A 14,172-nucleotide genomic window follows, 5' to 3' on the forward strand; every position below is an offset into this window, starting at 1 on the left:
TCCGCATGTCCACCGAACCATTGTCGAAAACCCCGCTGCACGCTCTGCACCTCGAACTTGGCGCCCGCATGGTGCCCTTCGCTGGCTACGACATGCCGGTGCAATACCCGCTAGGCGTGATGAAAGAACACCAGCACACCCGTGAGCAAGCCGGACTGTTCGACGTCTCGCACATGGGCCAGATCCGTCTGACCGGTGCCAACGCTGCCAAGGCCCTGGAAACCCTGGTACCGGTTGACATCATCGACTTGCCGGTGGGCATGCAGCGTTATGCGATGTTCACCAACCAGAGCGGTGGCATCCTCGACGACCTGATGGTCGCCAACCTCGGCAACGACGAACTGTTCCTGGTGGTCAATGCCGCCTGCAAGGATCAGGACCTGGCGCATCTGCAAAAACACATCGGCGATCAGTGCACCATCACGGAGCTGTTCGAAGCGCGCGCCCTGCTCGCCCTGCAAGGTCCGGCAGCCGTCACCGTACTGGCCCGCCTGGCGCCTGCAGTCGCGAAGATGACCTTCATGCAGTTCGCCCGCGTGAATCTGCTGGGCGTGGATTGCTTCGTCAGCCGTTCCGGTTACACCGGTGAAGACGGTTTCGAGATCTCGGTACCCGCAGCTGACGCGGAAAAACTCGCCCGCGCTCTGCTCGCAGAGCCTGAAGTCCAGGCCATCGGCCTCGGCGCCCGCGATTCGCTGCGCCTGGAAGCCGGCCTGTGCCTGTACGGCCACGACATGAACACCGACACCACACCCATCGAAGCCAGCCTGTTGTGGGCGATGTCCAAACCTCGCCGTGCCGACGGCGCGCGGGCCGGCGGTTTTCCGGGGGCAGAGAGCATTTTTGCTCAGCAACAGAACGGCGTAGCCCGCAAACGCGTCGGCCTGCTGCCACAAGAACGCACACCCGTGCGTGAAGGCGCAGAAATCGTCAACGAAGCCGGCGAGATCATCGGCAGCGTGTGCAGCGGCGGCTTCGGGCCGACCTTGGGCGGCCCTTTGGCGATGGGTTACCTCGACAGCGCTTATGTCACCCTCGACACACCAGTCTGGGCCATCGTCCGTGGGAAAAAGGTGCAAATGCTTGTAAGCAAAATGCCATTTGTTCCACAACGCTACTACCGCGGTTGATTGACTGTTTCTATAAGTAACGCGATTGCGTTATGCGTGCACTAATGTGTAACGCAATCGCCACAAAAAAGTGCATTTTCTAACATTCGATTCGAATATGAACTTTGCTTATAACGATCGAAAACAATTGAACCCGCTAATCGTCCAAGCCGCACTAGTGAACTGACTAACTGCCAGCAGGGGCAGGAAAACCGGGGCCTTCGCGGGGCTTGTTTTTTCTCCCGTAGTTGGCGTAGAGTTTGTCCACTGTGTTTGCATGGGTCAGCTTGGAATCGTGACCTGGGCAGTAGCCTACAAGTTAGCTACATCCCGTTCGACGTCTTCTTACTCTCCTGCAACCAGCCCCAGTACTCTTTCATGAGGAAGAGACTGTCATTAATTTTTGCGTCAAAGGAAATAAGAAATGTCCCAACGTCAGAGCGGTACCGTCAAGTGGTTTAACGACGAGAAAGGTTTTGGTTTTATCACTCCAGAAAGCGGTCCGGATCTGTTCGTGCATTTCCGCGCTATTCAGGGCAACGGCTTCAAAAGCCTGAAAGAAGGCCAGAAAGTGACCTTCGTTGCTGTGCAAGGCCAGAAAGGCATGCAGGCTGACGAAGTACAAGCAGAAGGCTAATCTTCTGTAACGAAAAAGCCCCTGATATTGATATCAGGGGCTTTTTTGTGCGCGCGAATCCGTAAAATGGCGCTTCATTTTGCGTCCAGAGGCTGCCATGTCGAAAAACCTGCTCACTCCCCAGGGCGATTTTCCTGCCGTAGGCCTCGGTCGACGTTTGGCCGCGATGTTTTATGACTTTCTGCTGTGCACCGCCCTGCTGATCGTGACCGGCTTCGTTTACAAGCTGATCCAGGCAGCGATCATCGGCGAAGAGCGTCTGCGCGCAATGACCGATGCCGGCAAACTGGATGGCGATCCGCTGTACTCCACTGTATTGCTGCTGGTGCTGTTTGCGTTCTTCGCCAAGTTCTGGACCCATGGCGGCCAGACACTGGGCATGCAGGTGTGGGGGATTCGCGTACAGAACGCCGATGGCAGCGCGATCAGCCTGTGGCAGGCACTGTTGCGCTTCATGGTGTCGATCGCTTCGTGGCTGTGCGCAGGGCTCGGGTTCTTCTGGTCGCTGTACGACAAGCAGAAGCGCACCTGGCACGACATCTACTCCGATACCCGCCTGGTACGGATTCCGAAGAAAACCAAATAACCCTCCAAAACGCAGAAACAACTGTGGGAGCGGGCTTGCTCGCGAAGGCGCCGTATCAGTCGAGTTAGATGTTGACTGATATGACGCCTTCGCGAGCAAGCCCGCTCCCACAGGTTTTGTATGCTGCCTTTAGAGCTTAGGCGTTACCCGCCAGCTTCATCCGCGCGGCCTGAGTAAAGTCCAGCATGCGCTTCAAAGGCCGGATCGCCTGAGGAATCAGCGCCGGATCAACAAAGATCTCGTTCGTGCCTTCCTTGAGGCTCTTGAGCGTTCGCTCAAGGGTGTTCATGGCCATCCACGGGCAATGTGCGCAACTGCGGCATGCGGCGCCGTTACCGGCGGTTGGCGCCTCGATGAAGACCTTGTCCGGGCACAGCTGCTGCATCTTGTAGAAGATACCGCGATCGGTAGCGACAATCAGGGTCTTGTTCGGCAGGCTTTGCGCGGCAGCGATCAACTGGCTGGTCGAACCGACGGCATCCGCCAGTTCGATCACCGAGGTCGGCGACTCCGGGTGCACCAGAATGGCGGCGTCCGGGTACAGCGCCTTCATGTCTTCAAGCTGCTTGGACTTGAACTCCTCGTGAACGATGCAGGCGCCGTCCCACAGCAGCATGTCGGCACCGGTCTTGCGCTGGATGTAAGTACCCAGATGCTTGTCCGGGCCCCAGATGATGGTCTCGCCGTTGTCCATCAGGCTTTCGACGATCTCCAGCGCGCAACTCGACGTCACGACCCAGTCAGCCCGGGCTTTGACCGCTGCGGAGGTGTTGGCGTACACCACCACCGTGCGCTCCGGGTGCTGATCACAGAACGCCGAGAACTCATCTACCGGGCAACCCAGGTCCAGCGAGCACGTCGCGTCGAGGGTCGGCATCAGCACGCGTTTTTCCGGGTTGAGAATCTTCGCGGTCTCACCCATGAACTTCACGCCGGCGACCACCACGGTCTTGGCCGGATGGGCGTTACCGAAGCGGGCCATCTCCAGGGAATCGGATACACAGCCTCCGGTCTCTTCGGCCAGGGCCTGAATCACCGGATCGCAATAGAAGTGGGCAACCAGCACCGCGTCCTGAGCCTTGAGCTCGGCAGCGATGGCGGAACGGTAATAGGCCTCTTCCTCGGCACTCAGCGGTTTGGGCTGTTTGGCATCGAGGTGGGCTTGAACCAGAAGGCGTTCGGAAATCTGCGTCATGTTCGCAAGACCTGCAGGCGCTTTCGCGCGAAAGTCGAGTATACACCCGGCTCCGGACCGCTTGAGGGTACCGCCGGGAGAGTGAGTATTATCAGGCACGGACAGCATTGAAGCTGCGCAAGGCTACAGAATATCCCGTTGATACAAAAGATGATTCTGACCTGTGTCAGCACCGACGGCGCTGAGGAAATGCTCACCCGAATCGCAGGCAAAAAAAAACCCGGAAATCCTCACTTTCGTGGGCCTTCCGGATTTTCTAAACCGCCAAATATGGTGGGTCGTGTGGGATTCGAACCTACGACCAATTGGTTAAAAGCCAACTGCTCTACCAACTGAGCTAACGACCCGCTGTGTGGTGGCGCGTATAATACTGATTTTTAAGGACTATTCAACACCTTTTTGAAAAAAATCAAAAATAATGTGTTGGGTCGTCCACACCAGCGGCCGCAAAGCCCTCTGCACGCAGGCGGCAGCTGTCGCATTTACCGCATGCGCGGCCTTCATCGTCGGCCTGATAGCAGGAAACAGTAAGACCATAATCCACACCCAGCTTCACGCCGGCCTGGACGATCTGCGCCTTGCTCAGGTTCTGCAGCGGCGCCTGAATGCGGAAGCCATTGCCTTCCACGCCCGCCTTGGTCGCCAGGTTGGCCATACGCTCGAACGACTCGATGAACTCGGGACGGCAATCCGGGTAACCGGAGTAATCCACCGCATTGACGCCGATGAAGATGTCACGGGCGCCGAGCACTTCAGCCCAGCCCAATGCCAGCGACAGGAACACCGTGTTGCGCGCCGGCACGTAAGTCACCGGAATGCCCTCACCCAGCGCCTCAGGAATGTCGATGCTGGTGTCGGTCAGGGCCGAACCACCCATGCCGTTCAGGTTCAGGCCAATGACCTTGTGCTCGACCACACCCAGATCACGGGCAACACGGGCGGCGGCGTGCAGTTCAGCGTGAGAACGCTGACCGTAATCGAAGCTCATGGTGTAGCAGGCGTAACCTTCAGCCCGGGCCATCGCCACGACTGTGGCTGAGTCCAGGCCACCGGACAGCAGGATTACTGCGCGTTTTTCACTCGTGTTCAGTTGTTCAGTCATCTCAGCGCCCCGGCTCATCATTCCATAGATATTTATGCAGCTGCAGTTGCAACCGCACTGGCAGGTTATCTGCCACCACCCAGTCCGCCAGATCCCTCGCGTTGAGGTCATGGTGACTTGGAGAAAACAGAACTTCGCCGGCACGTCGGTCGAGCCCGTACTGGATCAGTTTGGAAACTGCCCAGTCATAGTCTTCCCGCGAACAGATGACAAACTTCACCTGGTCGTTGCGAGTCAGCAGCTCGATATTCTCGTAACGGTTGCGATGGGCCTCTTTCGAGCCGGGCGTCTTCAGGTCGACAACGCGACTGACTCGCGAGTCGACTGCCGAAACGTCGAGGGCACCGCTGGTTTCCAGCGAGACCTCGTAACCGGCATCACACAAGCGCTTGAGCAAGGGAATGGCATTGGGCTGTGCCAGCGGCTCACCGCCAGTGACACACACATAGCGCGGGCGGAACCCGGCCACTTGCTCAAGGATGTCGTCGAGGGTGCGGATCGTACCGCCAGTGAACGCGTAGGCGCTGTCGCAGTATTGGCAACGCAATGGGCAACCGGTCAGGCGCACAAAAACCGTGGGCAGCCCGGCAGTCCGCGTTTCCCCCTGCAACGAGTAGAAAACTTCGGTGATTCTCAATGTGTCTTGCATAGTCGCCACGGGCGTAACAGCTAAACAGGCTGTCCGCCTCCGTCAGGCACTTCAGATAACCCCGCCAACGCGCAGGCCATAAGAAGCGTGTTTCATAAAAAGGGCGTGAATTCTAACGAAAAAACCCGCGACAAGCGCGGGTTTCTTCCAAACGGGGTGAAGCTCAATTACATGCGTTGCAGATCGCGTTGGGCCAACTGGGCTGCGGAGGTCCCCGGGTATTGGGAAACCACCTGCTGCAGAATGCCTTTAACCTTGTCGGTGTGACCGAGGCGGCGCTCTACGTCAGCCAGCTTGTACAGCGAATCCGGCACTTTGGCATGCTTGGGATACAGTTGCGAAACCTTGGCAAACGCTTGACCCGCACCTTGCAGATCGCCTTTGGCCAGATTGACTTCGCCCAACCAGTACTGGGCATTGCCCGCGTACTGGCTGTTCGGGTATTTGCGCAGGAATGCCGAGAAAGCCTGGCTGGCCTTGTCGAAATCCTTGGCTTTGATCAGATCGAAAGCCGCATCGTAATACAGCTTTTCCTTGGCCGGATCACCCGGTTCACTGCTCGCAGCAGGTGCCTGGGCAGCAGCCCCGGCGCCAGCGGCAGCACCGGCAGCAGCACTTGCATCGCCACCGGCAGAAGAATTCTCAGGAGTCGCGGCAGGTGCAGCACCGGATCCAATGCGCCGATCAAGATCCTGGTATCGCTCCAGGGACTCTTGCTTCATGCGCGCAACCTGATTCTGCAGTTCTTCGATCACACCTTGCTGGCGCGATATCTGATCCTGCATTTGTTGCAATTGGTTGAACAGCATGCCCTGTGCCGAGGCAGGGGCCGAAGCCGCTCCCCCGGCATAGGCGCCGTTCGTACCGTAACCTGCAGGCGGATAACTGCTCCCGCTATTGTTATAACCGGAGTTGTCATCGACCACAGGAACCGCAGCCCACGCCGCAAGCGGCGCGAGGCTGAGAGCCAGAACAGTTACAGCACGACGGCACGTTCGCATATCGAATTACTTACGCAGTTCGACGCGACGGTTTTGAGCCCAGGACTGCTCGTCGTTGCCGGTAGCAACTGGACGCTCTTCGCCGTAGGAAACCAGTTCCAGCTGAGCTGGGGAAACACCTTGCAGTACCAGGTAGCGCTGAACGGCTTTCGCACGACGCTCGCCCAGTGCCATGTTGTACTCACGAGTACCACGTTCGTCGGTGTTGCCTTCCAGAACAACGCGAGCGCCGTTTGCTTTCAGGTCTTTGGCGTGAACGTCCAGAGCGCGCATGGCTTCTGGCTTCAGGTCCGAGCTGTCGTATTCGAAGTAGAAGGTGGTGATTGCGCGCAGAGCAGCTTCTTCGCTCAGGGAACCGTCAACGGCACCAGTGTTTGCGCCGTAACCAGCGTTTGGATCAACAGCGCCTTCACCGGCGTTGTCGCCGCCTTTGGACGAGCAACCTACAGCTACAGCCATGGCCAGAGCCAGCGCAGCAAATTTACCAAACTTCAGCATTTCCATCGTGAAACTCCTAATGAACCCCAGTGTGTTAAGTAAAACGTGTAGCGCCGCGTCAGTTCAGGTAAGGGGACCAGGACGGTTCTCTGACTTCGCCTTGAGCGGTAGGAAGCGGGAGCCTCACGCGTCCATTAATGGACACGAGCATCAAGACTCCCCGGCCCTGCTGGCGGGTGGCGTAGATTACCATGGTGCCGTTGGGCGCAACAGTAGGCGACTCGTCCAGAGTGCTATCAGTTAGGATTTTTACACTTCCGCGCTGCAAATCCTGAGCCGCCACCTTGAAATTGGTGAAACCGTCCTGACGATGGATCATCACCAGGGTCTTTTCATCAGCCGAAAGCTTCGGGTTGGCGTTGTAGTTACCGATGAAGGTCACTCGCTCCGCACCGCCGCCACTGGCGCTGGTTTTGTAGATCTGTGGTTTGCCGCCACGGTCCGAGGTGAAGTAGATGGTCGAACCATCCTTGCCCCAGTACGGTTCGGTGTTGATGCCAGGCCCTGCCGTCACGCGAGTGATCTGACGCGAACCCAGGTTCATCACATAGATGTCCGGGTTGCCGTCCTTGGACAGCACGAAGGCCAGGCGATTGCCATCCGGCGACCAGGCAGGCGCGCCGTTCAGGCCTTCGAAGTTGGTGATCTGCTCACGGCGACCGGTGTCGATGTTCTGCATGAAGATGCGCGGACGCTTCTGCTCGAACGACACGTAGGCGATACGCTTGCCATCCGGTGCGAAACGCGGCGACAGGATCGGCTCGCGCGATTGCAGCAGGGTCACGGCGCGGGCACCGTCGTAGTCCGAACGCTGCAGGGTGTAGCGAGTGTTCTTCTCGGAGAAACGCTCGGCTGTCACGTACAGCAGACGGGTCGAAAACGCACCTTTGATGCCGGTAAGTTTTTCGAACGACTGGTCGGAGATGTAGTGCGCCATGTCACGCAGTTGCTCGGTGGTACCGGAAACACTGCCGTCAGCCACTTTCTGTTCGGTGGCCACGTTGAACAGCGCCCATTGCACCTGCAGGCGACCGCCCGCTGGAACAATGCTGCCGACCATCATGTATTGAGCACCCACCGCCTTCCAGTCACGGAAGATGATTTCACTCGGCTGGCTTGGCTGGGCAATCATGTTCTGCTTTGGAATCGGCGAGTAGTAGCCCGAGTTCCGCAAGTCATTACCAATGATTTCTGCCATGTCGTCCGGCAGCACTGCACCGCCCTGGAAACCGAATGGTACGACGGCGATCGGCGTTGCCCGATCGCTGCCGCTGGTGACCAGAATGTTCTTTTCATCAGCCATCGCGATCCCTGCCATGCAGCAGATCACGACCAGCATTCCTCGAAGAAGGTTTCTCACAAGGCTAGATCCTCAGGTGTGAATGTCATCTTGAATGAACGATACGGAGCGAAATCGCTCGGCTTCATTCCCTGCATTTCCGTCAAACGTCCAATATTCTTGACCGCCGCGACTGCCGAAGCATCGAACGGACCGTCGCCGCTGGACTTGGCCACGCTGACCGAGGTCACCGTACCGTCCGGCAACATGCCGATTTGCAGCACGACCGTCATGCCTTTGCGTGCCGAAGGTGGACGTGCCCAACCTTCCGCTGCCCGCGCACGAATCAGGTCATCGAAACTGCCCGCGACTTCGTCACCCTGCTCATCGGCCAAGGCCTGCTGACGCTGCGGCGTGTCGGAAAGCAAATCTGCCAGGGCCTGAGCCTTTTTGTCTTCGGTAGATTTACGTGCCGCGTCCTGCGCTTTCTTCTTCGCAGCATCGGCAGCAGCTTTCTTCTTCGCTTCGTCGGCGACTTTCTTCTTCGCCTCTTCAGCTTCAGCTTTCTTCTTGGCGTCTTCGGCGGCTTTCTTCTTCGCGTCTTCGACGATCTTCTTCTTGGCTTCTTCAGCGGCCTCTTTCTTGGCCTCTTCCTTAGCTTCTTCTTCAGCCTTCTTCTTGGCTATATCAGCCAATTGTTTCTCTTCGGCCTTTTTGGCTTCGGCTTTCTTCGCGTCGTCGGCTTTCTTGGCGTCATCCGCCTTTTTCGCCTCGTCCGCTTTCTTCGCCTCGTCGGCCTTCTTGGCTTCCTCGGCCTTTTGAGCCGCTTCTTCTTTCTTTTGTTCCGCAGCCTTCACCGCTTCCTGCTCGACCTTTTTCTGCTCCATCTGCTCGACTTCGGTCTGGCGCGCGGCGGATTTCTTCGCCTCACCCGCAATCTTCTGATTGGTCTGGGTGGTTGCCTGACTTTTCGATTTCAGTTGGTACAAGGTTGCCTGGACAATCGGCTTGGCCGGCGGCAGCTCCGGTGTCAGGGCAAAACTGACGAACAGCATGCCGAATACCAGCACGTGCAAGCCAATTGCCAGGACACTAGGCCAGAAGTAGCTTTCCGAGGCGGACGGCTCTCGCTGTTGCTGCATCAGGGCGCCTCGGTAATCAAGCCAACATTACCGACCCCGGCTTTCTGCAACCCGCCCATCGCGCCCATGACGGCGCCGTAGTCGACCGACTTGTCGCCACGAATGAACACCTGGGTGTGCTTGCCGCCTTCGTTGCCGGCGCGAATGATCTTGGTCACCGCGTCAGTCATCTGCGGCAGCGTCATGGCCCTGTCCTGCTGCTTTTCAGTGTCGACTTCGCTGCCAAGGTTCCAGTAGTAGGTCTTGTCAGCCTTGATCGAAATGGTCAGCACCTGAGTGTTGTTGTCCTGCGGCAAGGCTTCACTGGAAACCTTGGGCAGATCCACTTTCACGCCCTGATTGAGCATAGGCGCGGTCACCATGAAGATAACCAGCAGCACCAGCATCACGTCGATGTATGGCACCACGTTCATCTCGGCGACCGGCTTGCGCTTGTTTCGGGCTCGAGCGATTAAAGCCATCGGGAAATACCTGCTTATTCTTCGCTGGTGTGCACTTTGCGGTGCAGGATCGCCTGGAACTCATCGGCGAAGGTGTAGTAGCGGCTCAGCAAGGTTTCGCTGCGGGCAGAGAAACGGTTGTAAGCGATAACGGCCGGGATCGCAGCGAACAGACCGATCGCCGTGGCGATCAGGGCTTCGGCGATACCCGGGGCCACGGTGGCCAGGGTCGCTTGCTGGGCCTGAGCCAGACCACGGAAGGAGTTCATGATGCCCCATACGGTACCGAACAGACCGATGTACGGGCTGACGGAACCAACGGTGGCGAGAAACGGCAGGCTCTGCTCCAGCTTCTCTTCTTCACGGGAAATGGCAACGCGCATGGCTCGCGCCACACCTTCCATAACCGCTTCAGGATCGACGCCTGGCTGCTGACGCAGACGGGAGAACTCCTTGAAACCGGCACGGAAGATCTGCTCCACACCCGAATCCGGATCCGGGTTGCTGCCGGCCTGACGGTACAGCTTGGACAGGTCGATACCCGACCAGAAGCGCTCCTCGAAGCTCTCCAGGGCGCGTCGACCGGCGCGCAGCAGATTGCTGCGCTGAAAGATCATGATCCATGAGGTCACCGATGCGGCTACCAGGGTCAACATTACCAACTGCACCACGATGCTGGCATTGCTGACCAGGCTCCACATGGAGGAATGGTCGACGACGTTAGCTTCCACGCTTTATCTCCTGCTTTGAGTGTGTACCCGTGCCGCCCGCGTCGGCAAAGGCCGCACGCAAGGATTCGGGCATGGCCCGGGGTTTCAAACTTTCGGTGCGCACACAGGCCACCAGAAACTGCCCTTCACAGAGCAGCACATTATCCGTGGCCCGCCTGACCTGCTGTTTGAAGCGCAGGCTGGCACGGTTCAATTCGATTACATCAGCGCTTACCAGCAGTTCGTCGTCCAGTCGCGCCGGCGCGTGGTAGCGCGCTTCGCTGGAGTGCACGACAAACAACAGGTCCTCCCCTGCCAGTTCCGACTGGGCAAAGCCAAGCGTTCGGAGCCGCTCGGTTCGAGCCCGTTCCATAAACTTGAGGTAATTAACGTAATACACGATGCCGCCGGCATCGGTGTCCTCGTAATAAACGCGACAACGATGTGCGAACGGCTCAAGCCCGTTTTGCGCGCGCATACTCTAGTGCTTACTCCTCGGGTTGCCAATCCAGCCAGGCAACTGTTTTTCATTGTTCAAAGGCTTTACCGCAAAAGTACCGTCCTGTGACAGTACAAACGCTGAATAAATCGACAATAAATGTGTACTAATCGTCTACCGCATCGAGAAACTCGTCTACCACGGGCATCTCGCCCATTCGTGACGGAATGTTTAAACCGAAATGCAGATACGCATGCCGTGTCACCACCCTGCCCCGTGGCGTGCGCATGATGTAACCCTGCTGAATCAGGTACGGCTCCAGCACATCTTCAATGGTGTGGCGTTCTTCGCTGATCGCTGCCGCCAGGCTGTCGATGCCCACCGGACCGCCATCGAACTTCTCGATCATGGTCAGCAGCAAGCGCCGGTCCTGATGATCGAAGCCATGTTCATCGACATCCAGCAGGTTGAGCGCCAGATCGGCCACGGCCTTGGTGATGTGACCCTTGGCCCGGACTTCAGCGAAATCCCGCACCCGACGCAGCAGACGGTTAGCGATCCGCGGCGTACCACGGGCGCGGCGGGCCACTTCAAAGGCACCTTCCGGGTCCAGCGGCAAGCCGAGAATGCTCGCCGAACGACTGACAATCGTCGACAGGTCGGCGGTGTTGTAGAACTCAAGACGCTGGACGATGCCGAAGCGGTCACGCAACGGATTGGTCAGCATGCCGGCGCGGGTGGTGGCGCCGACGAGGGTGAACGGTGGCAGATCCAGCTTGATCGAGCGCGCCGCCGGCCCTTCGCCGATCATGATATCGAGCTGAAAGTCTTCCATGGCCGGGTACAGCACTTCTTCCACGATCGGCGACAGACGATGGATTTCATCGATGAACAACACGTCGTGCGGTTCCAGATTGGTCAGCAACGCCGCCAGATCGCCCGGGCGCTCCAGCACCGGGCCGGAAGTGCTCTTGATCGACACGCCCATTTCCTGGGCGATGATGTTGGCCAGCGTGGTTTTTCCCAGCCCTGGGGGGCCGAAGATCAGCGTGTGATCGAGGGATTCGTTACGGCCACGGGCGGCCTGGATGAACAGTTCCATCTGCTCGCGGACCGTCGGCTGGCCAATGTAGTCGGCCAGGCTGACGGGGCGAATCGCCCGGTCCTGGACTTCTTCGCGCTCGCGCGGGCTGTGCGCGGCGGCGATCAGACGATCAGCTTCAATCACTTAAATCATTCCCTTCAGGGCGCGGCGGATCATGTCTTCACTGCTCAGGTTCTTGTCCTTGATGGCGGAAATCGCCTTGCTCGCTTCCTGCGGCTTGTAGCCCAGGGAAATCAGCGCGCTGACCGCATCGTTTTCGGCAGTATTGACCGGCGCCGGACCGTCCGGCTGGTTCGGCACCAGGGCGAACATCGCCGGCACGGTTTCCCAGGCCTTGAAGCGGTCTTTGAGTTCGACCAGCAGACGCTCGGCGGTTTTCTTGCCAACACCCGGGACCTTGGTCAGCGCCGAAGTGTCCTGGGATTGCACGCAGCGGATCAACTCATCGACTTCCAGGCTCGACATCAAGGCCAGGGCCAGTTTCGGCCCGACACCATTGAGACGGATCAACTCGCGAAAAAAGTCTCGCTCACGCTTGCCGGCGAAGCCATAGAGTAACTGCGCGTCTTCGCGTACGACCAAATGGGTGTGCAACGTCAGCGGTTCACCGACCGACGGCAGACGATAAAGGGTGGTCATGGGCACTTCCAGCTCATACCCGAGGCCGTTTACATCCAGAATCAGGTGCGGCGGCTGTTTCTCAGCCAGGGTGCCGCGCAAGCGTCCAATCACGTTTCAGATCCTTGAGCGTTGACCAGCCGGGGGCTGGCGACAAAACGGAATACGGATTCGGGCCGACGACCCAGGCACAAAACCCATATACCGGAAAATTGATTGCTGATGCTATCAGAGACGCAGGCGCCCGCCACGACTGCGTGCGGCGCCCAGACCATGCGGCAACAGACTGGAGCGGGTGTGCGCGTGACAAATGGCGATAGCGAGGGCGTCCGAGGCATCGATTTGCGGCTTGGCGGTCAGCTTGAGCATGTGCATGACCATCATCTGCACCTGCTCCTTATTGGCAGCGCCGGTGCCGACCACGGCTTGCTTGACCTGGGTTGCAGTGTACTCGGCAATCTCCAGGCACTCTTCAGCGCCAGCAACAATCGCGGCCCCGCGCGCCTGCCCCAACTTCAGCGCCGAGTCGGCGTTTTTCGCCATGAACACTTTTTCGATGCCCATGGTCACCGGGCCATAGGTCTGAATGATTTCCCGCACACCGCGATAAACGATTTGCAGCCGCTCATGCAGCTCACCGGCGCCGGTACGGATGCAACCCGAGGCGACATAGATGCAGCCGCCGCGTCCGGTATCACGAACAATCCCGTAACCGGTAATGCGCGAGCCGGGGTCGATACCAAGAATTAGAGTCATAACGCCTGCGGAGTCGGTAAAAACACAAAAAACAAATCAGCGAATAACCAATATGGGAGCGGGCTTGCTCGCGAAGGCGGTGGGTCATTCAGCATTATGTCTGCTGATAAGCCGCCTTCGCGAGCAAGCCCGCTCCCACATTCAAGCCTAGTCGCTCTTAACCGAGCTGAGCGGCCACGTCTTCGGGAATATCCGCGTTGGAGTAGACGTTCTGCACGTCGTCCAGATCCTCAAGCATGTCGATCAGCTTGAGCACCTTCTCCGCGCCCTCCAGATCCAGCTCGGCGCTGGTGGTCGGCTGCATGACGATTTCTGCGTCATCACCTTTGAACCCGGCCGCTTCCAGCGCGTTGCGCACGGCGTAGAAGCTGGTGAACGAGGTGAACACGTCAATCGAGCCGTCTTCATGGCTGACCACGTCATCGGCATCGGCTTCCAGCGCCGCTTCGGTCAATGCGTCTTCATCGACGCCCGGCGCGAAGCTGATCTGGCCTTTGCGCTCGAACAGATACGCCACCGAACCGTCGGTGCCGAGGTTGCCGCCACATTTGCTGAATGCATGACGTACAGCTGCAGCGGTACGGTTGCGGTTGTCGGTCATGCACTCGACCATTACCGCCACGCCACCCGGGCCATAACCTTCGTAGGTCAGCTCTTCAACGTTGTCCGCCTCGGTCGCACCGGCGCCACGCGCCACGGCACGGTCGATGATGTCGCGACTCATGTTCGCGCTCAGCGCCTTGTCCAGCGCCAGACGCAGACGCGGGTTGGAGCCCGGATCGCCACCGCCCTGACGGGCCGCAACGGTCAGCTCACGGATCCACTTGGTGAAGATCTTGCCTCTCTTGGCATCCTGACGTTCTTTGCGGTGCTTGATGTTCGCCCACTTGGAATGACCTGCCATAA

At 58.5% G+C, this 14,172-nt stretch carries 17 protein-coding genes and 1 tRNA gene; 3 read left to right on the forward strand and 15 right to left on the reverse strand.

Annotated features, from left to right (window positions below; genetic code table 11):
* Positions 1-5: 5 nt before the first annotated feature.
* The 3 genes from gcvT (at position 6) to AC1UK9_RS21725 (ending at position 2,332) form a co-directional block, all read left to right on the forward strand.
* A complete protein-coding gene (gcvT, locus tag AC1UK9_RS21715) occupies positions 6-1,130 on the forward strand; it encodes a glycine cleavage system aminomethyltransferase GcvT (protein ID WP_473013380.1) in 1,125 nt (374 codons plus the stop codon).
* Between the two features lie 403 nt (positions 1,131-1,533).
* A complete protein-coding gene (locus tag AC1UK9_RS21720; RefSeq protein ID WP_007934683.1) occupies positions 1,534-1,746 on the forward strand; it encodes a cold-shock protein in 213 nt (70 codons plus the stop codon).
* Positions 1,747-1,843: 97 nt separating this feature from the next.
* Entirely contained in the window at positions 1,844-2,332 is a 489-nt protein-coding gene (locus AC1UK9_RS21725; RefSeq protein WP_025112798.1) for an RDD family protein, read from the forward strand.
* 136 nt (positions 2,333-2,468) lie between these two features.
* On the opposite strand, the gene nadA is transcribed toward AC1UK9_RS21725, so the two are convergent.
* The 15 genes from nadA to AC1UK9_RS21800 form a co-directional block, all read right to left on the reverse strand.
* Positions 2,469-3,527: a quinolinate synthase NadA gene (gene nadA / locus AC1UK9_RS21730; protein WP_025112797.1), complete on the reverse strand. Its 1,059-nt coding sequence runs from the start codon at positions 3,525-3,527 to the stop codon at positions 2,469-2,471.
* A 271-nt stretch (positions 3,528-3,798) separates the two neighbouring features.
* A tRNA-Lys gene (locus AC1UK9_RS21735) sits at positions 3,799-3,874 on the reverse strand.
* A gap of 62 nt (positions 3,875-3,936) precedes the next feature.
* Positions 3,937-4,629 carry a 7-cyano-7-deazaguanine synthase QueC gene (gene queC / locus AC1UK9_RS21740; RefSeq protein WP_482578480.1) on the reverse strand — a complete coding sequence of 231 codons (693 nt, stop codon included), beginning with the start codon at positions 4,627-4,629 and terminating at the stop codon, positions 3,937-3,939.
* A gap of 1 nt (position 4,630) precedes the next feature.
* A complete protein-coding gene (queE, locus tag AC1UK9_RS21745; protein ID WP_025112795.1) occupies positions 4,631-5,278 on the reverse strand; it encodes a 7-carboxy-7-deazaguanine synthase QueE in 648 nt (215 codons plus the stop codon).
* 167 nt (positions 5,279-5,445) lie between these two features.
* Complete coding sequence (gene ybgF, locus AC1UK9_RS21750; RefSeq protein ID WP_025112794.1) at positions 5,446-6,279, reverse strand: tol-pal system protein YbgF; 834 nt, start codon at positions 6,277-6,279, stop codon at positions 5,446-5,448.
* 6 nt (positions 6,280-6,285) lie between these two features.
* Positions 6,286-6,783, reverse strand: a complete 498-nt coding sequence (gene pal / locus AC1UK9_RS21755; RefSeq protein ID WP_003178634.1) for a peptidoglycan-associated lipoprotein Pal — start codon at positions 6,781-6,783, stop codon at positions 6,286-6,288.
* A 52-nt stretch (positions 6,784-6,835) separates the two neighbouring features.
* Positions 6,836-8,116, reverse strand: coding sequence for a Tol-Pal system beta propeller repeat protein TolB (tolB, locus tag AC1UK9_RS21760; protein WP_177327372.1), 1,281 nt, complete (start codon positions 8,114-8,116; stop codon positions 6,836-6,838).
* Positions 8,117-8,133: 17 nt separating this feature from the next.
* A complete protein-coding gene (tolA, locus tag AC1UK9_RS21765; protein WP_025112792.1) occupies positions 8,134-9,198 on the reverse strand; it encodes a cell envelope integrity protein TolA in 1,065 nt (354 codons plus the stop codon).
* Positions 9,198-9,650, reverse strand: coding sequence for a protein TolR (gene tolR, locus AC1UK9_RS21770; protein ID WP_177327371.1), 453 nt, complete (start codon positions 9,648-9,650; stop codon positions 9,198-9,200). Before tolR ends, tolA begins: the two co-directional genes overlap by 1 nt.
* 23 nt (positions 9,651-9,673) lie before the next feature.
* On the reverse strand, positions 9,674-10,369 hold the full coding sequence (gene tolQ, locus AC1UK9_RS21775) for a protein TolQ (protein ID WP_003227517.1): 696 nt from the start codon (positions 10,367-10,369) through the stop codon (positions 9,674-9,676).
* Positions 10,359-10,826 (reverse strand): tol-pal system-associated acyl-CoA thioesterase, encoded by a 468-nt coding sequence (ybgC, locus tag AC1UK9_RS21780; protein ID WP_047599520.1) that lies wholly within the window; start codon positions 10,824-10,826, stop codon positions 10,359-10,361. Before ybgC ends, tolQ begins: the two co-directional genes overlap by 11 nt.
* A 127-nt stretch (positions 10,827-10,953) precedes the next feature.
* Complete coding sequence (gene ruvB / locus AC1UK9_RS21785) at positions 10,954-12,015, reverse strand: Holliday junction branch migration DNA helicase RuvB (protein WP_025112789.1); 1,062 nt, start codon at positions 12,013-12,015, stop codon at positions 10,954-10,956.
* The gene (gene ruvA / locus AC1UK9_RS21790) at positions 12,016-12,624 is read right to left on the reverse strand and encodes a Holliday junction branch migration protein RuvA (RefSeq protein WP_025112788.1); all 609 of its coding nucleotides are present in this window, start codon (positions 12,622-12,624) and stop codon (positions 12,016-12,018) included. It lies immediately after the preceding gene.
* A 114-nt stretch (positions 12,625-12,738) separates the two neighbouring features.
* The gene (gene ruvC, locus AC1UK9_RS21795; RefSeq protein ID WP_025112787.1) at positions 12,739-13,266 is read right to left on the reverse strand and encodes a crossover junction endodeoxyribonuclease RuvC; all 528 of its coding nucleotides are present in this window, start codon (positions 13,264-13,266) and stop codon (positions 12,739-12,741) included.
* A gap of 157 nt (positions 13,267-13,423) precedes the next feature.
* Positions 13,424-14,170, reverse strand: coding sequence for a YebC/PmpR family DNA-binding transcriptional regulator (locus AC1UK9_RS21800; protein ID WP_007912738.1), 747 nt, complete (start codon positions 14,168-14,170; stop codon positions 13,424-13,426).
* Between the last annotated feature and the right edge of the window lie 2 nt (positions 14,171-14,172).

It is taken from the genome of Pseudomonas sp. AK-TSAG1-1, from assembly GCF_056821665.1.